The 22,779-nt window shown below is 52.8% G+C and carries 23 protein-coding genes; 10 read left to right on the forward strand and 13 right to left on the reverse strand.

Translation table 11 applies throughout. From position 1 onward, the window contains the following. Positions 1-8 precede the first annotated feature (8 nt). The 4 genes from DOQ08_RS02455 to DOQ08_RS02470 all read right to left on the reverse strand — a co-directional run bounded on the left by DOQ08_RS02455 (position 9) and on the right by DOQ08_RS02470 (position 4,068). Positions 9-1,523 (reverse strand): AMP-binding protein, encoded by a 1,515-nt coding sequence (locus DOQ08_RS02455; protein WP_114333304.1) that lies wholly within the window; start codon positions 1,521-1,523, stop codon positions 9-11. Continuing rightward, complete coding sequence (locus tag DOQ08_RS02460) at positions 1,523-2,626, reverse strand: carboxyl transferase domain-containing protein (RefSeq protein WP_114333305.1); 1,104 nt, start codon at positions 2,624-2,626, stop codon at positions 1,523-1,525. The genes DOQ08_RS02455 and DOQ08_RS02460 overlap by 1 nt, the downstream gene beginning before the upstream one ends. Before the next feature lie 333 nt (positions 2,627-2,959). Beyond that, positions 2,960-3,661 (reverse strand): RES family NAD+ phosphorylase, encoded by a 702-nt coding sequence (locus tag DOQ08_RS02465; RefSeq protein ID WP_114333306.1) that lies wholly within the window; start codon positions 3,659-3,661, stop codon positions 2,960-2,962. Beyond that, the gene (locus tag DOQ08_RS02470; protein ID WP_114333307.1) at positions 3,661-4,068 is read right to left on the reverse strand and encodes an MbcA/ParS/Xre antitoxin family protein; all 408 of its coding nucleotides are present in this window, start codon (positions 4,066-4,068) and stop codon (positions 3,661-3,663) included. Before DOQ08_RS02470 ends, DOQ08_RS02465 begins: the two co-directional genes overlap by 1 nt. Before the next feature lie 383 nt (positions 4,069-4,451). Between DOQ08_RS02470 and DOQ08_RS02475 the strand changes: the two genes are divergently transcribed. After that, entirely contained in the window at positions 4,452-4,694 is a 243-nt protein-coding gene (locus DOQ08_RS02475; RefSeq protein WP_114333308.1) for an AbrB/MazE/SpoVT family DNA-binding domain-containing protein, read from the forward strand. 118 nt (positions 4,695-4,812) lie between these two features. Continuing rightward, positions 4,813-5,268: an antitoxin Xre/MbcA/ParS toxin-binding domain-containing protein gene (locus DOQ08_RS02480; RefSeq protein ID WP_165823591.1), complete on the forward strand. Its 456-nt coding sequence runs from the start codon at positions 4,813-4,815 to the stop codon at positions 5,266-5,268. 6 nt (positions 5,269-5,274) lie between these two features. Here DOQ08_RS02480 and DOQ08_RS02485 read toward each other — a convergent pair whose 3' ends face one another. From DOQ08_RS02485 to DOQ08_RS02505, 4 genes are all read right to left on the reverse strand, one after another. After that, positions 5,275-5,742: a nucleotidyltransferase domain-containing protein gene (locus DOQ08_RS02485; protein WP_114333310.1), complete on the reverse strand. Its 468-nt coding sequence runs from the start codon at positions 5,740-5,742 to the stop codon at positions 5,275-5,277. A 267-nt stretch (positions 5,743-6,009) separates the two neighbouring features. Then, a complete protein-coding gene (locus DOQ08_RS02495) occupies positions 6,010-6,642 on the reverse strand; it encodes a metallophosphatase domain-containing protein (protein WP_114333311.1) in 633 nt (210 codons plus the stop codon). After that, positions 6,639-7,244: a 3'-5' exonuclease gene (locus DOQ08_RS02500; RefSeq protein WP_114333312.1), complete on the reverse strand. Its 606-nt coding sequence runs from the start codon at positions 7,242-7,244 to the stop codon at positions 6,639-6,641. The genes DOQ08_RS02495 and DOQ08_RS02500 overlap by 4 nt, the downstream gene beginning before the upstream one ends. Before the next feature lie 338 nt (positions 7,245-7,582). Then, positions 7,583-8,479 carry a LysR family transcriptional regulator gene (locus DOQ08_RS02505; RefSeq protein ID WP_114333313.1) on the reverse strand — a complete coding sequence of 299 codons (897 nt, stop codon included), beginning with the start codon at positions 8,477-8,479 and terminating at the stop codon, positions 7,583-7,585. A gap of 146 nt (positions 8,480-8,625) precedes the next feature. On the opposite strand from DOQ08_RS02505, the gene DOQ08_RS02510 reads away from it, so the two are divergent. Then, complete coding sequence (locus DOQ08_RS02510) at positions 8,626-9,324, forward strand: CoA transferase subunit A (protein ID WP_114333314.1); 699 nt, start codon at positions 8,626-8,628, stop codon at positions 9,322-9,324. 37 nt (positions 9,325-9,361) lie between these two features. Then, a complete protein-coding gene (locus tag DOQ08_RS02515; protein ID WP_114333315.1) occupies positions 9,362-10,018 on the forward strand; it encodes a 3-oxoacid CoA-transferase subunit B in 657 nt (218 codons plus the stop codon). Positions 10,019-10,060: 42 nt separating this feature from the next. Here the strand turns inward: DOQ08_RS02515 and DOQ08_RS02520 are convergent, their stop codons facing one another. Next, a complete protein-coding gene (locus tag DOQ08_RS02520) occupies positions 10,061-11,068 on the reverse strand; it encodes a hypothetical protein (RefSeq protein WP_114333316.1) in 1,008 nt (335 codons plus the stop codon). A gap of 226 nt (positions 11,069-11,294) precedes the next feature. Between DOQ08_RS02520 and DOQ08_RS02525 the strand changes: the two genes are divergently transcribed. Further along, entirely contained in the window at positions 11,295-13,043 is a 1,749-nt protein-coding gene (locus tag DOQ08_RS02525) for an autotransporter assembly complex protein TamA (RefSeq protein WP_114333317.1), read from the forward strand. Further along, complete coding sequence (locus DOQ08_RS02530) at positions 13,040-16,810, forward strand: translocation/assembly module TamB domain-containing protein (protein ID WP_227537456.1); 3,771 nt, start codon at positions 13,040-13,042, stop codon at positions 16,808-16,810. Before DOQ08_RS02525 ends, DOQ08_RS02530 begins: the two co-directional genes overlap by 4 nt. Here the strand turns inward: DOQ08_RS02530 and DOQ08_RS02535 are convergent. Beyond that, the gene (locus DOQ08_RS02535) at positions 16,792-17,577 is read right to left on the reverse strand and encodes a gamma-glutamyl-gamma-aminobutyrate hydrolase family protein (protein ID WP_114333318.1); all 786 of its coding nucleotides are present in this window, start codon (positions 17,575-17,577) and stop codon (positions 16,792-16,794) included. The genes DOQ08_RS02530 and DOQ08_RS02535 overlap by 19 nt on opposite strands. After that, positions 17,570-18,571 (reverse strand): amidoligase family protein, encoded by a 1,002-nt coding sequence (locus DOQ08_RS02540; protein WP_114333319.1) that lies wholly within the window; start codon positions 18,569-18,571, stop codon positions 17,570-17,572. Before DOQ08_RS02540 ends, DOQ08_RS02535 begins: the two co-directional genes overlap by 8 nt. A gap of 170 nt (positions 18,572-18,741) precedes the next feature. On the opposite strand from DOQ08_RS02540, the gene lexA reads away from it, so the two are divergent. Both lexA and DOQ08_RS02550 read left to right on the forward strand, forming a co-directional pair. Continuing rightward, complete coding sequence (gene lexA / locus DOQ08_RS02545; RefSeq protein ID WP_114333320.1) at positions 18,742-19,350, forward strand: transcriptional repressor LexA; 609 nt, start codon at positions 18,742-18,744, stop codon at positions 19,348-19,350. 42 nt (positions 19,351-19,392) lie between these two features. Then, positions 19,393-19,872, forward strand: coding sequence for a cell division inhibitor SulA (locus DOQ08_RS02550; protein WP_114333321.1), 480 nt, complete (start codon positions 19,393-19,395; stop codon positions 19,870-19,872). An 8-nt stretch (positions 19,873-19,880) separates the two neighbouring features. Here the strand turns inward: DOQ08_RS02550 and DOQ08_RS02555 are convergent, their stop codons facing one another. Then, complete coding sequence (locus tag DOQ08_RS02555) at positions 19,881-20,141, reverse strand: hypothetical protein (protein ID WP_114333322.1); 261 nt, start codon at positions 20,139-20,141, stop codon at positions 19,881-19,883. A 62-nt stretch (positions 20,142-20,203) separates the two neighbouring features. Continuing rightward, positions 20,204-20,704: a DUF6586 family protein gene (locus tag DOQ08_RS02560; RefSeq protein WP_114333323.1), complete on the reverse strand. Its 501-nt coding sequence runs from the start codon at positions 20,702-20,704 to the stop codon at positions 20,204-20,206. Positions 20,705-20,908: 204 nt separating this feature from the next. On the opposite strand from DOQ08_RS02560, the gene DOQ08_RS02565 reads away from it, so the two are divergent. Together DOQ08_RS02565 and DOQ08_RS02570 are read left to right on the forward strand one after the other, a co-directional pair. Next, positions 20,909-22,267 (forward strand): DUF1329 domain-containing protein, encoded by a 1,359-nt coding sequence (locus DOQ08_RS02565; RefSeq protein ID WP_114333324.1) that lies wholly within the window; start codon positions 20,909-20,911, stop codon positions 22,265-22,267. Positions 22,268-22,360: 93 nt separating this feature from the next. Beyond that, on the forward strand, positions 22,361-22,690 hold the full coding sequence (locus DOQ08_RS02570) for an SOS cell division inhibitor (RefSeq protein ID WP_114333884.1): 330 nt from the start codon (positions 22,361-22,363) through the stop codon (positions 22,688-22,690). Positions 22,691-22,779: the final 89 nt, after the last annotated feature.

Genomic DNA, 22,779 nt, shown 5'->3' on the forward strand with positions numbered 1-22,779 from the left:
CGGAGGCATCACTTAAAGAGTTTGGCGTTGTCCGTCCTCAGCTGGGCCTTAACAACTTTGCCCATGGCGTTGCGAGGCAACTCGTCAACTACCTTCACGGCTTTTGGCACCTTGTAACTGGCAAGATTTTCTTTGCAGAGGCTAATGACTTTGTCAGAGATCTGCTCGGAAGGGGCATCCAACACCACCACGGCGACAACGGCTTCGCCAAAGTCTGGATGGGAGACGCCGATAACGGCCGATTCTTTCACACCCGGCGCGGTGTCGATAACCAATTCCACTTCCTTGGGGTACACGTTGTACCCACCTGAGATGACTAGATCCTTCCCGCGGCCGACAATGAAGAGGTAACCCTCGTCGTCCAGCCGTCCCAGGTCACCGGTTTTAAACCAGCCATCACCGGTGAACTCTTCGGCGGTTTTTTCGGGCTTGTTCCAGTAACCCTTCATCACTGCCGGGCCTTTGATCTCAATGCCGCCCACTTCGCCAATCTTTGCGGCGGACCCATCCTCAGCCGTCACTCGGACTTCAACGCCTTCGATCGGCAAGCCAACTGAGCCAATTTTGCGCTCTTTGTCGTAAGGGTTGCTGGTGATGATGGCGGATTCGGTCATGCCATAGCGCTCGAGGATCACGTGGCCGGTCCGCTCCAGGAACTGCTGGCTGGATTCCTCAAGCAGTGGTGCAGAGCCGGAGATGAACAGGCGAACAGAGCGGGTTACATCTTTATTAAAATCGGGGTCCGCTAACAGGCGCGTATAGAAGGTGGGAACACCCATCATCACGGTACTTTCAGGCAGCTTTTCCAGCACCACTCCGGCATCGAACTTCTCTAGAAAGATCACTTTGCTCTGCGAGAGAAGTACGCAGTGGGTCGAGATAAACAAACCATGGGCGTGGAATATGGGCAGAGCATGAAGCAGTACGTCGGAGGACGTAAACTTCCAGCCTTCTGTCAATGACTGACCGTTCGACGCGAGGTTGTCGTGGGTGAGCATCGCGCCCTTGGGCTGGCCGGTTGTTCCCGAGGTGTAAATAATGATGGCGACATCGGAGCCGGCTCGCTCCACTGCCGCTGCATTAGGCTCACAAGCCACCTCGGCGGACAGCAGAGCGCAATGGCCAGCCTCGTCAAAGAGCGCTGAGCCAAACTTAACATGGGCCTCAATCGCTTCCTGGTTCTCCTTGGCGCTGACCTCGGAGCAGAAAAATACCGCAGGCTTGCTGTCACTCAGGAAATACTCGATTTCCCGGGCTTTGTAGGCGGTGTTTAAAGGTACAAAGATGGCCCCGGCCCTTAACGTGGCCAGGTACAGGAAGAATCCTTGTGGGCTTTTATGGATCTGGGCGGCAACCCGGTCACCAGGCTGTACTCCAAGCTGTCGAAGGTTTTCGGCAAACTTTGCGGTGATTTCCAGCAGGTCGTTGTAGGAATACTCCTCCCCGGACGGGCCCTCTAGGAAAGGCTTTGCACCGGCTTGAATGGCGGATTCCAGGATTCGGTTAAAGAAGTTCTTGTTCATTATTGAGGTCCTTCGATTCGATCAATTATTTCCAGCTCAATGAGCTCAATTTCTTTTTTCTGGGCCGTTGCCGATGTGACGATTTGGTCCACGATTCCATACGGTAAAGCCTGTACACCTACACCCGGGGCCGCCGTGACTTCTGTTGCCGCGGCAGCGAGAGCTATGTAGAGCCCCCCCGAGACGTCCTTGGCAAAGTGGCAGGTGATCTGGAAACCATCTTTTTGCTTGCGGTAAATGGCCTCAGACAGTGCAAAGAGCCAATAGCTTTGGTAGGCGTTTTCGTCAGCGGCATCGAGGCTGTGGCATGACCACTCATAGGTAAGCGCTAACTCATCCGAGTGGTCCCATTTGGCTACAGCCAAGATGAGTGCCAGCAAGTCGTTGATTTGGGGCGGCTGAGTACCAGTGCAGTTAATGCCGGATTGATCCTCCTTTACTCGAGAGGAATCAAAGGGCAGCTCCGACGCTTTCACCAGTTCTGCGCCGCCATGGGCGGAGTCCTCGTGTGAAAGCGCACGATGTAGGTGCGCCTTAACGTCATCTAGGCTCTCAGCCCACACGCCGAAAGCATCGTTTCGAGTACGGTTTTCTGCGGCAATTATCGCGCGGATGTCGAGGGGTTGATTTTCTGGCTGCCCCTCCATAACCCGGGGGCCCGTCATAGAAACGCGGGTGGCTTCGCTATAAATGCGCGTGTGTCCGCTCATCGCCAGCAAGCTGGCGCCACCAAAAACGTTCTTACCCATTAACACCACAATGCGGTGTCCTTCGGAGCGGAAGGCAAGTGCAGCATTCAAAAGCTTACGGAACGAGGCCTGGATCCCATCACCCTCGTTGAGCTGTGCACCAGAAGAGTTCAAGTAGAGAACCACCGGCAAACCCTTTTCAGCGGCGTAGGCGAAAGCGGAACAGATCAGGTCAATCTCGACAGTGCCGAGGGCGCCTTTGTTGGAAGTCTCTTCAGACTGCACAAGGACGACAGGCTGCTCAAGGAAGCGTGCGGACCAAGTGGTGATGGAAAGCTCGGTGCCCTCAAGGTGAGGTGCCAGCGAATCCTGACGGACGAAATGCTCACCAGCAAACTGTTGCATGAGATTCATGGTATTTCCTTTTTCTTATTTGGTATACCAAATGAGACCACTGGTGCCCCATCTGTTTATATTGGACTTTAGTCTAAGTTGGTGGGTGCAGCTGGGCTGCGGAAGTAGGGGGGATAAATGATCAGATTTTTCTGTCTTTTGTGGATGAGGAAAGCCTTAAAAGGCCGCCGGAGATTAGTTGAACAGCGCACTTAAGATTGTGCCCATTCAAACCAACAATGAGATCGTAAAGGGACGAAGGCTGGCAGAGAAAAGTTAGCTAAGGCTGATGGGAAGTAAGCCGATATCCGCGATGACCGTCAAGTCTGACCAATCAGGTGTTAGCTTCTAACGCTAAAACTGGGTTTCCCGAGAAGTGATTTTACAGATGTCGATAATCTTGCGACCATCGATCACGAACTCGTAGTGAGCCGTCTGTACAATGGATTCGACACCTCTTGGCGTGAATAGTCCCCAGCAGGTTTTGCCCGGGGCTCTTACTGACCAATAGACCAGTCCATCGGAGCCGTCTTTCCGAAGCTTTCTACCCAGCATGTGTGATTCTGCATAGTTATCCGAGTCGTATATGCCATCGGACAGGGGCAGGGTGGTCGCATCGTGAATGGTTGAGCTTGAAAATGTGCAGGCCAGCCCACGGAACACGAGTCGGTCAAAGGCCAGATCTTCAATATTGGCGATATACTTCCCTTGGTGGTAAGCAACTTCTTGAATGGCCGTTTCCATTTCGTCGGCCATATACAGCACGCCGTATTCACCATCGCTGAAACGGCTTCCGTCCGGCGCAATATGTGTAAACGCAGCCACGGCATAGGAACAGCCCGGAATGCCCCACGGAACTTCCGCAACATCCAGATAATCCAGATTGCCGACTTCGGATGACAGGCGAGGGTTGGTAAGGGCCTGCAGTTCGTACAGATCCTCGAAATCCTCGGCGCTGGCGACATCCTCAAAAAGATCGATGGTTGGCAATTTAGAATTGATCAGCCTGTACGCCTTTTGATGAGTCAACGATGTAACTGGCAGGCTGCCCCCCATTACCAGAGCCCTCCTCGAAGGGTATCAATCCGCTTATACGTCTCGTACAGCGCTCCAAAATCTCCACTCTCGATCACTTCCAGTGGAGTGCGGCCGTGGAAATAGGGGTTATGGTTTTTTTTGTTCATGAAACCATAAACGTTATCTCGGTTCTCAAACACGATCCGTAGCGCCTGGTGCATGTTCAGTAGATAGCTCAAGCGGGTCAGCTGGTCACGATCAAGGCGAGCCTGGGAAGGATCATTCCGATACTTGTAGAACGTCGCCTTGGGCAAGCGAAGAATAGCCATGGACTGTTCTGCGGAGCATCCCCATTTTTCAAGGATATTCAAAACCGCTTTCAGACCCGCAGAACCCATGCGCTTCAGGTCGGCGTGCTTGTGTGTGCTGAAATCAGATGTATTCATGCTCGATCTCCGTAGAGATAAATATTTCAATCTGTCTCATTGTGGACAAAATTCATCGAAATGTCTACAAAGAGACGAGGAAGGGCTGTTCCTTTCCGAGAGGCATCTGTCTTAACTAGATCTCTGTCTGGACTTGTCTGAGCATTGAGACAGCATCGTCTCGGCGATTCTCGGCACGGTCATAATTGATTGCTAGTCTCAATTCGTCCTAATTTATTTAAACCATCATCTACCAGATGATGATTTTATAATGTGGCTCTGGGCGATAACACCCAACCCAACCCAACCCAACCCAACCGGTCCGGTGTTAGCTCCTAACGCCGTTCTGGGAGTACTATTGAACGTATCTGTATTGCTTGGAACTAAATACGGAGCGCGCCACCATGACAATTAACCGCCCAACAGAAAAAGAACTCTTGGAAGGCCTGGATGCTCATGCGTCTCACGCTGATGAACTGGCGCAGCCACTGCCCCAAGAACTAAACCCGCTGGAGCGCCAAGAAGGTTCCGTTCAGGATTATGCTCGGCCGACGGATCAAGTCTGGGATGTTTTTTTTAACTCCGACGAGGGTGTGACAGAAGACTTTATGGAGGACCGAGAACAACCAAGGAAAGGCCGGGAATAATGGTCCTCGATGACGAAAAAGCCAAAGGCCATGTGGGGCTGGCTGAAATCCGGAGATCCTTGGGTAGAGGTACCGAGATAAATGCACAAGCTCTTGTTATATCCTGAGGACCATGGTGATGACAAACGAAGACACTCTCTCGCGGAATGCCGACCTGGCTTTCTATGAACTGATGGGTTCTACGGGGGGAGTAGAGCTTAAAGCTTTCTCTACTGCGGAATTGATTGAGTCTGGCCAAGTGCCCGCTGGTGTTGTTTATGGGCTTGCAGGCTGTCTCAAAACCGACTGTAAAGACACGTTAAAACTTCTGAAAATATCGCGCTCTACCTTCTATCGACGCAAGCGGTCAGGGGTTCTGAATAGCGACGAGGCTTATCGGGTTTACCGATACGTGCGGCTCTATGCACTCATCCACACCCTGTTTCACGGTGATGCTGATTCTGCACTTGAGTGGTTGAATAAACCGGTTTATGTACTCGGAAGTAAAACTCCGCTCCAGCACGCTGAAACTGAAAGGGGGGCTCACGAAGTTGAGACCTTAATCGGGCGGATACAGCACGGCATTCCATCGTGACAGCAATCAAGCGCGCCAAAGCACAATACCGTCTTGAGCGACGTTATGAAGCAGCTCCGGATTGGAGTAAACCTTCGGGTTGACCCATTCACGCTCCCAGACCGGCAAGGCCTGAATCAAAACGCCGGTTTCAGCGAGCACATCAAAAGCTAGCCTTGCCATCGCCAGCTTAGTGTCCACGAGATCTCCGGACTGTCCGGCCAAAATCACCGCGACATCGGCATCGCTTTCGTCGTGATAATCACCACGGGCCCGGCTACCAAACAGAATCAGTTCAACCGCATCAAATCTGCCCAACAGTTTTTCGCGAAAGACGAGTACCGCCTCCCGAATATCCACTTGGTCACCCATAACAACTCGTTCGAGGCCAACCGGCGTAGCTTGATCCCAGTCTCGAAGCTCTTCTGGCATGGGCGCGTTGGGGTCACACTGGGCCACCAAGTCACTCAAGCTGTAAGATTTTTTTTCCTTCATCACTTTACCTTCGGGAGCCTCTACGCCCCCGGATCACAGCGGCCTTCAGCGCTACGGTTTCTGGATTGGAGAACCTATCTGGCGCCTGGTATTCGCCATCCCACTCCTGAGCATGCCGATACCGGACCACTTGTTCGTGTGTGAGGTCAACAATATCATCAAACCCGGTTTCGTAGCCCTCGACTAGCACGGGCATCTCAGGCGGTAGGGCTTTCAGTTATCAAGTCTTCTACTGTCATTCCGGCTCTCCGGTCAAATTTGACCACCTCAAATTTCCACCACAATCGGCGCGTTCCGCGGCTCATACCGTGCGGTGCAGGTACTGGCGTTAACCAGCTTCGTTTGCCCCCGCAGGTATTCCCCGTAGCCTTCATGGATATGGCCGAAAATGTGCGCTTTGAGTGAGAGTTTCTGAATTCGATCAAGCAAATCAATGCAGCCAACATTCTGGCATTTGAATCCGAGGTTTGCCTCATCACCAATGCCTTTTGGTGGTCCGTGGGTGATCAGCACATCAGTATTGTCCGGAATGAGTCGCCATTTCTGATGCAACTGCTGTCCACGCTCCAGCATAAACGCCCAATCCATAAAGGTGGGTGTCCAGGGCGACCCCCAGAATCGAACACCCTGAATCTCGACGCCGCTGTCTTCCAGGTAAATGGCATTCGTCAGTGCCTGATGTGCTAATTCCGGAGTTTCCTGGAAAGCCCAGTCGTGGTTGCCGGCAATTACAATTTTGTGCCGGTGCGGCAGCGTTCCGAGCCAGTCATTGAGGTCTTCGATATTTTCCAGTGTGCCCTGGCCTAGGCTGTCACCGGCATGGATCAGCACGTCTCCATCGGGAATATCCGGAATACGACGGTGTAGGCTATGGGTATCTGAAATACAGACTAATTTCATACCGTCCTCTCCGGTGATGTCAGTAACTCGGACTCTAATGACCATTCCATATACGGCAGCAAACGAACAATGTTCCGAGCATCATCCACGCCCCGATGGTGGCTGCCCTCAAAGGCGAGATCATGAAAAGCCAAAGCGCTGGCCAGACCGTTCTTTTTCTTTTGGCCGGTGGTGCGTCGCCAAATTCGTTTCAGGTTCAGGTGAGGGCGAGCCAGAATAGCGGGCTGCGCCCCGTCCAGCAGGCTTTGGGCTTCCAGGTGCAAGCGGTCATAGTTACCCCAGCTGCACCAGATGAAATCGTCTGATAAATCACCTAGCCAGCTATTCATGGCTTTAACCGCCTCGGGCAGTGTGGGCGAAGCATCAGCCATTGACTGGGTGATGCCGGTCAACTCGGTGCAAAAGCTGCTCAGTGCAGGATTCCGGATTGGCCTAACGAGAAACGATTGGGTGTCCAGGAGCTCCCCTTGTCGAGTCGCAAGAGCACAACCGAGTTCGATGATCTCCATGTTGTGGATACCTTGGCCCTCGCCATCAGGGGTTGTTTGGCTTCCCCAGCAGGTTGCCTCGAGGTCGACTACTAGGATCGATTTATCACGCATTTTTCTTGTCCGGGTACTCGGTTTGGAATCTCAAAAAGCGGATGTACCGATTGTAGGGGGTGGTTACAATCATTGTGTCCGGGGTTGTGCAGGCAGCGTTCGAGGTTTCCGACGATGCCATCCTCCAATAGCTCCAGCTCCAGCTCCAGCTCCAGCTCCAACTCCAACAGTTGCCCGGTACACCGTATTCTTCTAGCAGCCTCGCAAGTGTACTCGGGAACAGCGGTGAGCAAAGTTCGGCGGCAGTAACATTGATGGCCACGTTGTTCCCATTGCAACTAAGGCTTCAGCATCCCGTTAAAATTCTAGTTTGAAATTAGTTTCCACTTTGTGCTTTGTCAATCGTGCTGATTATCCAGCGGTCGAACTGTTCTCAGAACATCGTAAAGCGCACGAGTGGCCGCTGACTGTTCACGTTCACGATGCCAGATGAGCCCTACCGGTTTCTCAATAGGGAAGTCTTGCAACTTCAAAATCTTCGCCCCCAAAGCTTTCATTTGTGGGGCGCATAGCGCTGGCACAACGCTAACCCCCAAGCCGGTGGCGACCATCTTGCCTACCGTGGATAGTTGATGCGCTTCAAGTTCCGTTTTCAGAACCAGATTGCGGTCTCGTAGGCTGTCTTCAAGGTAGGCTTGCACCGCCGATGGTTTCTGCAGAGAGATAAACGCATGTTCCAGAAGTGCTTCCCACTCTACGCGATCTTCGCGTTCAGATAGGGTTCCGGGCGGGACAATTGCCACAAATTGATCATTAAAAAGTGGTTCGAATGCCAGCGATGCAGGGTAGGGCTTGAAGCCAATTCCAAGCTCTACTTGACCGATCTGAACCATATCGATCACGTCTTCATTAATGACATCGTGCACCTGCACTGAAATCTTCGGATGTAAGGCCCGAAACTGCTTCAGGGCATTTGGTAGCACATTAATCGCAAAGGATGGCATAGCGGCAACGCTCACTTTGCCAATTCCAAGAGAAAAGCGCTGCTGCAGTTCGTGGTGAACGGAATCCCAGTCAGCAAGTAGCTTCCTTGCTAGCGGCAGTAACGACTCGCCTTCGGGTGTCAACTGCACCGAGCGAGTGGTTCTTACGAACACCTTTCCGCCCAAACTTTCCTCAAGGCCTTTGATGGCCATGCTCAAAGCCGACTGTGATGTATGCAGCCTTTCACTGGCGATGACGAAACTGAGGGTTTCGGCCACCGCAAGAAATGATCGAAGTTGTTTAACGTTCATCGGGCTCTACTATGTGGTATGTGTAGACAGCATTCTACTGCAGGATTGTTTCGGATTTCGAAATAATTGCTTCGAAAAATTCGATTAAATAAATAAACCCTGTTCGCAATAATGGTTTTTCATCAACAAGAAACAACGAGGTTCAAATGGCTGGATTCGATAAGCGCGTGTCTTCTTACGAGGAGGCTTTGGAAGGCTTGGCAGATGGCATGACCATTCTGGCCGGTGGCTTTGGTTTGTGTGGCATCCCGGAAAATTTGATCGCCGAGATCAAGCGCCGAGGTAATCGCGACCTGACCGTGGTCTCCAATAACTGTGGCGTGGATGGTTTCGGTTTGGGCTTGTTGTTGGAAGACCGCCAGATTAGCCGAATGATTGCGTCTTACGTGGGCGAGAACAAACTGTTCGAGCAGCAGCTATTAAACGGCGAGTTAGAGGTTGAATTGACTCCCCAAGGCAATCTCGCGGAGCGTGTGCGCGCTGGTGGTGCAGGTATTCCTGCCTTTTACACAGCAACCGGATATGGCACGCAAGTCGCAGAAGGCAAAGAAGTGCGTGAATTCGATGGCCGAAACTACGTTCTGGAGCAGGCGATCACCGGCGATATTGCCATCGTGAAAGGCTGGAAAGCGGACACCTATGGCAACGTCATCTATCGACATACGGCCAAGAACTTCAATCCGCTGATGGCCACGGCCGGAAAGATCACCGTTGTTGAAGTGGAAGAGATCGTAGAGGCGGGCGAGCTGGATCCGGCAGAGATACATACGCCAGGCATATATGTTGATCGCCTGATTTGCGGCACTTTTGAGAAACGAATTGAGCAGCGCACCATCAGGGCCTGATAACGGAAAACAACTAATTCAAATTCGGGAGAATCACATGGCTTTATCACGAGAGCAGATGGCAAAGCGTGTTGCCTGCGAACTGAAAGATGGTTTCTATGTCAATCTTGGCATCGGTATTCCTACCCTGGTGGCCAACTATGTGCCAGACGATATATCGGTGATGCTGCAGTCGGAGAATGGACTGCTTGGCATGGGCGCATTTCCTACCGAAGAAGAGATCGATGCCGATATGATCAATGCCGGCAAGCAAACCGTAACCGCGCGTACTGGGGCATCGATTGTCGATTCGGCAGAATCCTTTGCAATGATCCGCGGTGGGCACATTGATTTGACGGTGCTGGGTGCTTTTGAAGTGGATGCGCAAGGCAACATCGCATCGTGGATGGTACCGGGTAAATTGGTCAAAGGAATGGGCGGTGCGATGGATCTGGTTGCAGGCGCAGAAAACATCATTGTCACAATGACGCATGCCTCGAAAACCGGCGAATCCAAACTGTTGAGCAAGTGCGAGCTGCCTTTGACAGGGGCGGGCTGCATTAAAAGAGTTCTGACTGATTTGGCGTACCTGGAAATCGAAAACGGTACCTTTATATTGAAAGAGCGGGCACCGGGCGTTTCTGTTGAAGAAATAGCAGAAAAGACCGCCGGGCCGCTTGTTATTCCTGATTATGTTCCAGAAATGGCAGTATAAGCTGCCGTAAGCTAGCTTTTCATGGTCGGTTTGAACCTGCTCCTACGGCAGGTTCTTCCGCCAATGCTTCACACGAACCTGCCCCTTTATCGCATCGATTATTTCATTGATCAGCGAAATCAAAGCCTCTTGATCGCTGTCTTCTTCTTCCGTCGAGCTCGGATCAGGTAGCAGGGCGTTTACGATGTCCTCAATAAAAGCGTGATTGGAAGACGACGCCAGATCTTCAAGTATCTGGTGGATGACATTGGCGACGATATCCCCTACAGCATTTTCCAACGTGTCCTGAATGGTCGGCCCGACCACTGGCAGATATTTGAGCCGGGACAGCTCAAGATTTTGTTTTAACGCATGGTCAACCCGGTCTTCCAGATAGGCGCGCAATGCGCCCCGGTTTGGCATATAGCCTTGCTCCGCGGCATTCGCGACTCGGTCAGACAACCAGTCTGCGAGCATGGCTTTTCGAGGGTATAGAATGTCGTTCTGGATTCGGTCGAATAGCGGCGAGCCTTGTTGAATCTCGTGCTGGACGCCGGTCAGCACCTTGATAACAATTCGGTCCGAGAGCTCTTCCATAAACGCGTCGAAATAAAACGCAAAGAACGTATAGATGCGGGTATTGGTGAAATCAATGATCTTGTATTGCTGAAGCCGGTAGGCGATGGAAATAATCCGTAGCACCCGCAGAAAACGAAAGCTGCCAATCGGGATACAGCCCAGCAGGTCGTACCAGTGAATGAACGGGTAGAAGTACCAGCGGTCGTAGATCTTCGCTTTAATGGAGTAGCCCCACCGGATGACGAATTCACTCAGGAAGATCGACACGAAGATCATATCGTAGAAGATGAACCGTTCATGAATAGGGTGGTAGGCAGACTGTACGGCCGGCAGGTAATCTTTCAGCAGGTTCTGCACGGCAACGAAGTCATAGATGGAATCCCAGATAATGAATGCCAGGTTGACGATCAGCAGTCCCAGCATGGCAAAGTCAATGAGGAGCCAGATCATCTGATGGCTGGATTTCAGGTTTTCACGGTTGATCCTGAGCATTCTCGTTACCTGTGGGTGAAGCGGGAACCAGTCATAAGTCTATGACAGGGTAGCCTATTTTCACCTCAGGCACGACTTTATGACAGCGCCTGGCAAAGCTCAAATGCCGGCGTAAACTCGGTTTATTTGGTGGAACAGGCATAGCACGTGAGTGGGGGGACCGGTAAACTCCGAGGTCTAACTCCACGTTTCATAAAACAATCTGGTTGGGATGCCGGTACACCGTATGTTGCCACCTTTCTTATCAAAAGAGACGGCTATAAAAACGACAGCGTTGCTCATGCTATGCATGCCCTCACTGGTGTTTGCAAATCAGGTTGAGGTGCAGGTAAAGGGCGATCACGACGCTCTGGAAGACAATGCGCGTATTTTTTTGGGAGAGGTTGAAGGGCGCACAGCGGATGGTCTGCGCCGGTATGCACCCACAGCGAAAGGTCAGATCAAAGAAGCCCTCCGGGCACTGGGATACTACAACCCGCAAATCACCTGGGAAGTGACCGACGGGGATGTCGGGCTGGCGGAGCTGAAGCTCACCGTAGAACCTGGAACGCCGGTTAGGGTTCGCCAGCGCAATGTCGATATCCACGGGCCCGGGGCGAACGATGCCGAGTTTGTAGACGAACTGCCCGAGCGGCCTAGGGTGGGCGATGTGCTGAATCATGGGGAATACGACAATCTTCGAAGCAGTATCAATAACAGAGCCCGGCGCTTGGGGTACTTTGATGGTAAGTATGAGGCTCGGGAGCTAAGGGTCGATCCGGCGGAAAAGATTGCAGATATCAATCTAAGTTTTGAGTCCGGCGAGCGTTACCGTCTTGGCGAAGTCACCTTTCTGGAAGGGCATGGTTTCGAGCAGAGGCTGCTTGAGCAGTTTGTGACGTTTGAGCCCGGCGAGCCATTTCATGCCGGCAAGGTTGCCAAACTGAGCGCAGATCTCTCTAACAGTGGTTATTTTTCAGGGGTGGATTTGGACGCTTCGCCCAGTGATGCGAAAGATCGGGTTATTCCTATCAATATCGGGCTGACGCCGCGAGATCCGCGTTCAATTTCAGCCGGTGTGGGCTTTTCAACCGACGTGGGGCCGCGGTTCCGCGGTAGCTGGCGTGAACATTATATAAATCCCATGGGGCATCGGCGCGGGATGGATACCGAAGTGTCGGAATTGCGTCAGAGCATTTCCGGTTGGTATGAACTACCGCTGGATCCACCGATGACAGACTCCATTCGTTTGAGCACCGGTTACCAACGCGAAGAAATTGAAGACGTTGCCTCCGAACGATTAACTCTGGGCCAACAGTGGCGACATCAGCTTGATACCGGTTGGATGCAAATTCTGGGCTTACGATGGGAAGGTGAGCGATACACCATAGGCGAGGAAACACAGAATACGTCGAGTTTGTTGCTGCCCAGTGTCGGTTATTCGAAGTTGCACTCCAATTCTCCTCTGGACCCGTCCCAAGGTTACCGCTTGCAAGTAGATGTGACCGGGGCGCATCGGGCAGCGCTGTCGGATGCCGATATTTTGCACGTAAATTTTCTGGCCCGCGGCCTATATACCTTAGCGGACAAGCACCGTTTTTTGGCCCGGTTTAATTTTGGTGGCGTAGCGACGAATAACTTTGATGACGTTCCGCCGTCTTTGCGCTTCTTTGCCGGTGGTGACCAATCGGTTCGTGGCTACGCTTACGAGTCGTTGTCACCAAAAAATAGTGACGGTGATGTGGTGGGTGGGCGTTACCTGATAGTCGGGAGCGCCGAATACCAGTATGAATTCACGAAGAACTGGCGGCTTGCCGCCTTCATCGATGAAGGTAACGCGGTGGACGATGTCTTTGATCCGTTAGCCACGGGTGTGGGGGTAGGGATTCGGTGGGTTAGCCCGGTTGGGCCTTTACGTCTCGATATTGCGGAAGGGTTGAACGAATCCCTTGGTGGCGAATGGCGGATTCACTTTTCAATGGGGCCTGAATTGTGAGTGATCAGCCGGAAACAACCGATAACTCGAAGCATGAAATGGCCAAAGAAACACCTCGGCGCCGGTGGTGGTTCTGGCTGTTGATTGTTCTTGCGGCGATTGTACTGTTGCCGTTGATTTTGTTTGGCCTTGTTCTGGTAGCCCTCAATACCGCCAAAGGAACCGCCTGGACGCTGGAGAAAATTCCAGGCCTGAAAACGGAAGCGGCTTACGGTTCGCTGTTGGGGCAATGGCAGGCGGAGCGCCTTGAATGGCAAGGCTATGGCGTGGGGGTGGTTGTTCAATCACCGGAAGTGGACTGGTCGCCAAGCTGTCTGTTCGAGTTGACGGTGTGTCTGGAGACTCTGAAGGCCAGTCGTATCGATGTCACTGTGCAACCGGCAGACTCGGAAAAACAAGCCAGCGACGGCATAAGCCTTCCGGACATCACTCTGCCATTGGCGGTGGAGGTCAAAGATGTGGCGTTGGGTGAATTGACGGTTAACGATAGCCGAATCTGGGACCGTGTTGAGTTAAAAACGAGTGGTTCCGGGGCTAGCCTGAATATCGATCAAGCCTCCTATGTTCTTGGTGATCTTCGCGTCAACGCAAGTGGTTGGGCGGAAATGCGCAGAGATTGGCCGTTGGATCTCAATGTAACGGTAGATTTGCCGCCGCCGTCGGGTGAGAACTGGTTGATTGATTTGAATCTCACCGGCAGTGTGCGCGAGTTGAGAATCGATGGCCAAAGTGCCGGTTATCTGGAAGCCAAATTACAAGGCAGCACAGAGCCACTCGACGAGCGCTTACCGGCACAACTAAAAATTACTTCGCCGGCCTTCATGGCCCATCACACACTTCCGCCCACCCTGTTATTAAAAGATCTTGCGTTGAGTTTGGCGGGCTCCTTGGCGAATGGTTTCCAGACCGAGGCCCGGGCTGTGGTTCCCGGTACAACCGGCGATATTCAGGTTGGCTTGGGTGGATTGGTAACCACAGAGGCCGCTTCCGATCTGGAACTTTCTCTTACCGGGCCCGCCGTTACAGAGAGACAGGAGCCCGGCACCTTTAATGCGTCCGGTAATGTCTCTTGGAAAGACGGATTACAGGCCAACGCCGACATTAATCTGGATGCTTTTCCTTGGTTTGGTTTATTGCCCGATGTCGCTGCGCCTCCCGTGGTCTTGCAAACCCTGCAGGGGCAAGCCAGTTATCGTGGAGGAAGCTATCAAGCCGATCTAGAGGCAAGCGTGAAAGGTCCTCAAGGTTCAGCGGATCTGGTGGCCAGTATGGAAGGCGATACCGACGAATTAACGGTCCACCATCTGGAAATGACAACAGGCGCTGGGGGGCTGACGGGGCAGGCAAACCTGGGCTTTTCCGGGCCGCTGTCCTGGCAGGCTGCGCTTGAGTTAAACGCTTTCAACCCGGGATACTGGCTGCCTGTTTTGGAAGCGAACCTGAATGGCAAAGTGAACAGTCAGGGCCAGCTGCAAGATAGCGGGTTGCCCTTGATGTCGGCCGATTGGGATCTTGCTGGTAAATGGCAACAGCAGCCAGCAAAAGCCAAAGGTAAGTTGAGTAGCGACGGCTCTAACTGGACGCTACGGGATTTGTTGGTATCGGTTGCCGAAAACGAGGTTACAGGCAGTGGTCATTACGGCACAGGAATAGGGGCAGACTTAACCGTTGCACTCCCCAAGCCTGAGCTGATTGTGCCCGGCCTTCGGGGAGACTTGTCCGGTACATTGAGCGCGCGGGGTTCCCTGGAGGATCCTCAAGGACAAATACGCCTGAATGGAGAACAGTTGGCGTGGCAGGACGACGCACAGATTGGCCGGTTAGACATTCTGGCCAGTCTGGGTGCCGGTGAGGTGCTGGATGCGAACATCGTTGCACGGGCAATTAAAGCGGCTGACCAGGTTTTGGACGAAGTGAATATCTCCGCCCAAGGCACGAGGGACAAGCATCAGCTTTCGTTTGAGGCAAAACACCCAGACGTATCGTTGTTGATGGAACTAGCCGGAGGATTGGGGGAAGCCTTTACCAGTTGGAGCGGGGCCATAACGCGCGGCGAAATAAACGTTCCTGCGCCAGGGCATCTCTGGGCGCTGGATCAAAGAACAGACCTCTCTTACAGCAAACAAGGGGTGCTGAAGCTTGGGCAGCACTGCTGGCGATGGCAGGACAGCTCGGTGTGTGCCGAGGATCAGCAGCTTTGGCCGAACCCGGCCATTGCCTACCGAATCAACCAATTCCCAGCGCTTGCCTTAGGGCCCCTGTTACCGGATACCTTCCGATGGAAGGCGCTTTTGAACGCTAATATCGAAGTCGCAATGACCGATGCGGGGCCAGACGGTCGGGTTGAGGTTGATGCGGGTGAGGGCACCTTTGAGTTTCTGGTTTTGGATGATTGGGAAAAGCTGGGGCATCAACAGCTGACTTTGAACGCGACACTTAAACCCGAACTGGCCGCGCTGTCGATGGCATTGAAAGGCCCCGAACTGGGCCAGTTCTCAACGAAGTTGTCTGTAGACCCCCTATCGGAAGACCGCTCAGTCGAAGGGACCTTTTCTCTGAAGGAACTCGACCTTGCCTTTATTTCGGCGTTTTCGGATATCGACGAGGTAGCGGGGCAGGTTAATGGTGAAGGCAGGTTACAAGGCCCCTTGCTGAAACCTGCCGTTACCGGGGAACTTGCGCTCACCGGTGGACGCTTCCAGGACCCGGATCTGCCGCTTCCCATGGAGGATGTGGTTCTGGCGCTGGAACTTTTAGGCTACAACGCGAACATTAGCGGGCGTTGGCAGAGTAATGACCGCAGCGAGGGTCAGCTCTCTGGCACTCTGGATTGGCGAGGTGAGCCCGAGCTGAACTTGAATGTAAAAGGTGAAAGGCTGCCGGTACATTTCGAACCTTATGCGTCGGTGGAAGTGGGGCCGGATATTGATATTCGTTTTCGGACTGGTGAGTTGTCGGTATCGGGGCGCGTCGAAGTGCCTCGCGGGCGAATTGAAGTTCAGGCATTGCCTGAATCGGCCGTATCGGTATCAAGCGATGAAGTGATTGTCGGTGTAGAGGCGGAAGAACCCGCAATTCGCAAGATGCTCATGGACGTGGTCGTGGTGGTCGGTGAAGACGAAGTGACATTAGACGCATTTGGTTTGACCGGGAATCTGAAAGGAACGCTGCGCATCGGCAACGACATGGATACCCGCGGCGCTCTGCGATTGGTCAATGGCCGTTACGAAGCTTACGGTCAGGATCTCAATTTGCGCAGGGCGCGAGTTGTATTCGTAGGTGCGCTGACGGAGCCCTATCTGGATATCGAGGCCGTGCGAGAGGTCGATACGGTGGTTGCCGGAATACGGCTCAGCGGGCCGATCAGCGAGCCGGAAACAGAAGTGTTTTCCGAACCCTCCATGCCCCAAAGCGATGCTTTGTCGTATGTGATCTTAGGCCGGCCACCGCAAGGGCGGGGAGATGAAGGCCAGATGAGTGCGGCGGCTATTTCTCTGGGCCTGACCCAGACCAACGAGCTGACGCAAAGTATCGGCGATGAGTTGGGGATTAAAAACCTGATGCTTGAAGCGGAAGGGTCCGGGGAAACGGCATCTGTGGTCGCGAGCGGCTACATCACCGATGAGCTGAGTATTCGCTACGGCGTTGGTATTTTCGAGCCCATTACCACCGTTGCTTTGCGCTACGATCTTGGTCGGTACTTCTATTTGGAAGCGGCCAGTGGGTTGGCCGCTTCATTAGACATTTTCTACACCCGGGATTTTTGATGATCATTGTCCCGTTTAATGAGACGCTGCGCCTCGTCGTTCCAGTGGGCACTCTCGTTGTCAAGGCGCTGGAGTTTTCGTTCGCAAGCTGCTTGAACAAATCGACGAAAAATACGCCGGTGACCGGCATGATAGAGCAAATATTCCGGGTGCCATTGCACGCCCATTAGCCATTGTTTGCCGGTACTTTCGATGGCTTGAACAAACAAGTCATTGTCCACCGCTGTAACCCGAAGGCCTCGGCCGAGTTGCTTGATGGCTTGGCTGTGAATGCGATTGGCGCCTATTCTCCGGCTCGGCATCAATTCCGCTAGCCGGCTCCCCGATACGAGTCTCACGGTTTGCAGTGGGAGCAGCAAAGGTCGGTGCCGGGTATTCACCCGAAGAGGCGTTACGTTTTGGCACAGGGACCCACCGTGGAAAATATTGATGAACTGCGCACCCCGGCAAATACCGAGCACCGGAATGCCGATAGCCTCGGCCTGTTCCAGTAATCGATAGTCGGTGTCATCTCTTTTCGGGTTGTATCTGGCCGTTACCTGAGGCTGTTGGCCGTACCGTTCCGGGTGAACGTGGGTGCCGCCGGAAAGCACCAACCCGTCCAGCAGCGCAACGTTGATCCGTGAGCCGGGGCGAATGTAGTGGGTGCGTGCGCCCGACAGCCGCAAGCCAAGGCTGATAAGCCTTTGGGCTAGACTTCGTCGGGCGGGGCCGCTGATACCAATCGTTAGCCCCGGAATGTCTGTTTCAGTTTCCGTGTTAGACATAACCGTGTTCTTGGAGCCATTGCTGAGTGGTGTCGGTCCAGGAATGGGTCAGGTTGTGAAAACTCAACTCTTGAGCTTCCCGGTATTTCTTGCGCAGTTCCGCCAGATCCTGTGCGTTGTTGGCTAACTTCTCAAGTACCACCCAATCGTTCCAAACGCTGGAGAAATGCCAGTTCGGGTTGTCGATGTCACAGTCGGGCAACCGGTAATGCAGGGTAGGACGGCTCTTGATGCGGGGGTCTTGTACAAATTCGGCAAGGTAGTCCGCGTCGAGATGTGCAAACAGCGGCAGTAGATCCAGAGCGCGGTTACGGGTCGGGTTGCTGTCAAGATAGTCTGTCATCAAACCGCGAAGGTCAGGCGCGTAGGTATCCTGCATCAGCTTCTCTGTGTACTTCGTGCTCCAGGGTTCGATATAGGTGGTGAACTTACGACTAATATCGATTTGGTGTCGCGATTTCAGCCACTCATACAATGCGGCGAATGCCTGCAGGTAGCGCACAATGGTGCCGGGTTCCAGGTCTGGCAATTCCGGATTTAGCTGCAGGCCAAAGGCAAAGTAGAGCGCTTCACGGCTTCCTAGGGCGCCCAGGTCGCGGAGTTCATCCACGAGTGTTTCCATGATGTGCAGCTTGGACAACGGTAGGGGCGGGCCAACAATTTCCAGGGGTACAATTTTCTCGGCAGCGAAATCGATTGCATCCATCGCATGAGAGGCCAGCTCGCGAATAGAGCTGGGTAGCCCTTCGTCAGCCAGATTCAGATCTTTGATCGGGTCGGAATCCAGCTCGATCGTGTAATCACCATCGTCGGTTTTGATGCTTGTGACATATCGGGACTGGAGTTCGGGCTTACCGCCAAGCAACCGACTGGCATGTTCTATAAGTGCATCATAACTGAGCCCGGATAGCTCGATTTCCACACCGACCTTACGTTCGTTTCCATCAGTAGTGCGTGTGTTAACGGGCATATTGCCAAGTTTTGAAGAGCTCATAGTATGTCGAGGTTCCTTTGAAGACTTTGGAGGTCACCATAACACAGCCGTATGTCGTTTCGCGTTACTGGCCACAAATGATAGGTAACAGACTTTACACTGGATAAAACACTGTATATAGTCGAATCACTGTATAAACAACCAGTCATCATTATCTGGAGTCTTCCAACATGAAATTAACCGCCAGGCAGTCCCAAGTACTGGATATTATCCGGCGTTATCTTGATGAGACTGGCTATCCGCCAACCCGCGCCGAGATTGCGGCTGAGCTGGGTTTTCGTTCCGCGAATGCCGCTGAAGAGCATTTGAGAGCTTTGGCGCGGAAGGGTGCGATCGAAATGGTGCCCGGGGCCAGCCGCGGTATACGGCTGCCAGAAGCCGAGCCGGATTTGGGGTTGCCGGTTATCGGTCAGGTTGCGGCAGGTAGTCCGATACTGGCCCAGGAACATGTGGAAGATCATTGCGCGCTGCAGCCGAACTTCTTTTCACCGAAGGCGGATTATCTGCTGCGTGTGCGAGGAATGAGTATGAAAGATATCGGTATTCTGGACGGTGACTTGCTGGCGGTCCACCGGACTCAGGATGTTCAAAATGGTCAGATCGTTATCGCTCGAGTGGGCGACGAGGTCACCGTTAAGCGGTTCCGTAAGGAAGGCAATAAAGTGTGGTTGATTGCAGAAAACGAAGAGTTCAGCCCTATTGAGGTGGATCTGGCAGAGCAGGAGCTCTTCATTGAAGGGCTGGGTGTTGGTGTCATCCGGCGCTCGGAATTGCACTGATAGCCGACAATTAGATATGCGAACAACGCAGGTAGGTGAGTGATGGAACAGTTGAGCTTCAATCATAATATGGCGTTTCAACCCGCGGCTATGATTTCTGCGCAGGCAGCTTCATCGCGCTACCGCCGACCTGAAACGCGGCGCTCGACCTCCGGGCAGGTCGATTTTGGGGGAAACGTTACCGAGATCATACTGCCGGAAGGTCAGGTCGAGAACTTTCAGTTGCTGTTGCCGATGCTGACCCAACTGAATCAGGAAAAGCGTTGGTTGGCCTGGATAGACCCGCCTCACTCATTGGTAGGGAAATGGCAAAACACGCATGGCATTGTGACAGGTGAGATTCTGGTGCTGCGTTCAACGCCTGAAATCCCGGCGCAACAGTTAGCGGAGTTGGCTCTTGGCGCGGGTACTTGCCATGCGGTTGTACTGTGGACTAACAAGCTGGCGCGTTCTGCCTTTGAGTCGCTTCAGAAAGCTTCTGCGAAAGGTAATAGCCACGGAGTGGTGCTGCGCCAGCGGTGATGTAACCGTTAGTGGAGTGTGTAGTTAGGCTGGGCGTCTCCAAAGTCGCCTTCCTCGTCGCCCCAGTCAACTTCTTCAGAGATAGTTCCGGTGGCTTCGATGCCTGCCGCAATCATCGCTTTTGCGATGCTCATGTCTCGGTCCGCCATCATTTCCTTCGCTTCGGGGGAGAAAGAAATGCGAACCAGCGGTGCGGCATCGTCATCAACGCGGCGTAAAGCATAGTCGCCGTTAGGTAATTCAACGATTTCAAAAAACGATGGTGACATTCTTCAGACCTTTGCTTGGTGCAATTTGTTCGTGTGTCGTGGTAGTGGTTCAGGGGAGGTGATTACCACTCGTTATGTCTGTCTTCTACGGCTCGGGCAAAATTAGTCATGGCGGTCAGGGTGTTTTGCAGGCCCTTGGCTGAGCGATCCGCAACATCCTCTACCGAAACCGCAATGATGTTGTCAGCAGACACGGTTTTTTTGGGTGTTGGCGGCTGTTTCAGCGTTTTCTCAAGTTCTGCAAGATGATTCCACCAGCTGGTCGGAGAGCTCTGTAGCATGTCCAGATCCTCGAGATCTTGAGTTTCGTAGGGGATTCTGGTTTTTAGCTCTTCAAGAGGCAGAGGTTCCGAGATTTTTTGTTGATGGTGCTGTGCAATCATCACCACCAAGGTGCCTCGGGCTCGCAGCATTAGCTCAATAACGCCCTGAATCACTGCTTCATTCAATATCGTGCTTTTGGGGTTAATTTGAGCTTGCTCAATGGGTTGCTCCAGCTGTTCAAGTAAAATCTTCGCCAAATACAGTTTCTGGGAAGTCAGTGAGTACCATTGAGATGCCATAGTTGACCCGTGCTGGATTAAGCCGATCCTTCAAAGTTAGCCGCCCAGTGTATCATTTTTAAGCAGGCATTTCTTCCATTCGTGGTTTGTGCTTAGACACAAGAAACTACAAAGAACTTCTTGAAACGATCGTTTGAATTTGGCAAAAAGGGCCACTTGGAGCAGCGTGCAGATGCTCAAAAGATCATTGTTGGAGAATAAGGAATGCGCAACCGATTGTTAGCAGCGGTCACTATAGCTGCGTTAAGTATGTCTGGTTCCGCGTGGGCCAAGGTGGCCCCAGAGGAAGCGAAGCGTTTAAAGAGTGAGTTAACACCCGTAGGCGCAGTCAGAGCTGCTAACGATGCCGGCACTATTCCGGCCTGGCAGGGCGGTTTGGCAACACCTCCAGCAAATTGGAAAAAGGGTGACGTTGAAGTAAATCCTTTTCCCGGGGATGAACCGTTATTCGTCGTGACCCGGGATAATCTGGATTTGTACCGGGATAAGCTCACGGATGGCCATATCAAAATGCTTGAGCAGTATGGCCCGAATTTTTTTATGCCGGTCTATGAGACGCGCCGAACGGCAGCATTTCCGGAAGAGGTTTATCAAAAATCTTACGAAAATGCTTTGAGTGCCGAACTGCTTGATAACGGCAATGGTGTCCGAAATACCATTATGACCAGTCCCTTCCCGATTCCGAAAAACGGTTTGGAAGTGATTTGGAATCACATCCTCCGTTATCGGGGAGAAGAAGTTTCATTCCGAAGTGGCTCCGCCACGCCGCAGAAAGACGGCTCGTTCAACCCGGTGGTTAACCAGTACGATTATTATTTTGCGTACAGTCGTCCCGGAGCGGATCTTGCCGATATCGACAACAAAATCTTCTTTCTTAAAACCGACACCCTCGCACCCAGTACGTTAGCCGGCACCATTACTCTCGTGCACGAGACGCTTGATCAGGTGCGCTCACCTCGTTTGGCGTGGCGCTATGATTCCGGTTCTCGCCGTTTGCGTCGATCGCCAAATCTGGCGTATGAAACAGACCTGCCCAACTCTTCGTCGTTGCGGTCAGTGGATCAGAAAGACATGTATAACGGTGCCCCGAATCAGTACGACTGGGAGCTGAAGGGCAAGCGAGAACTGTTCGTGCCCTATAACGCCTACAAATTGCACGATGACGATGTTCGCCCGGATGATGTGATTCGCGCAAACCATATTAACCAGCAGTTAGCCCGCTATGAGTTGCATCGGGTGTGGGTGGTCGAAGCGAAGCGGCGCACCGGTATCCAGCACATCTACGCTCGCCGCGTGTTCTACATCGACGAGGATAGCTGGCAGATTCTGGCTTCAGAGGAATACGACGACAAAGGGGAGCTGTGGCGGGTTTCTGAGGCCCACAACATTAGCTATTACAGTCAGCCCGTGTTCTGGACTACTATGGAAATGACGTACGATCTTAAAGCTCAACGTTATTACATTGATGGTCTGGATGATGGCTACCCGGCTTACGATTTTTCACCAGGGTATCGTCGAAACGAATTTACGGCTTCTGCTGCCCGTCGCGCGGCCCGCCGGTAAGTTGTTACCCCAAGCCGTTACCCGGTCGGGTAGCGGCTGTGTCACTGGCTTCGCCAGATCTCATTTGCATCAACTCTAAGAGGTGACCCGGTGGTGGCTAATCCAGATGTTCTCCTGGCAGATCTTGATTCTTTGCAAGAACAGCTTGAAGCGGCACTAAACGCGGAAGATTGGGAGGCGTTGGTTGTTCTTAACCAGCAGGTGAAACCCGCTGTTGCTCCGTTAATGGAAGCAATGGAGCAAGGCCTCATATCGCCTGCGCCGGTCAAACAGCGATTGGAAGCGCTTAACCGGTTTGTCGAGGTGGCGGGGCAAGGTGCTACCAAGGCGAGAGATGAGGCTCGGGAATCGTTGCAGGGGGTGAATCAAAATCGGAATGCAGCGGCTACTTACGCCAACATTTCCACCAACCGCTCCAAGTGACTTCTGGTTGCGTTCCGATAAGAATCGGAACAAGTGTCATAAAATTGACTCCGGGCCGAAGACAGTCTTAAATACGGCTCAAATCCTTC

It is taken from the genome of Marinobacter litoralis (genome assembly GCF_003336705.1).
In the GTDB taxonomy this organism is placed as follows: Bacteria; Pseudomonadota; Gammaproteobacteria; order Pseudomonadales; family Oleiphilaceae; genus Marinobacter; species Marinobacter litoralis.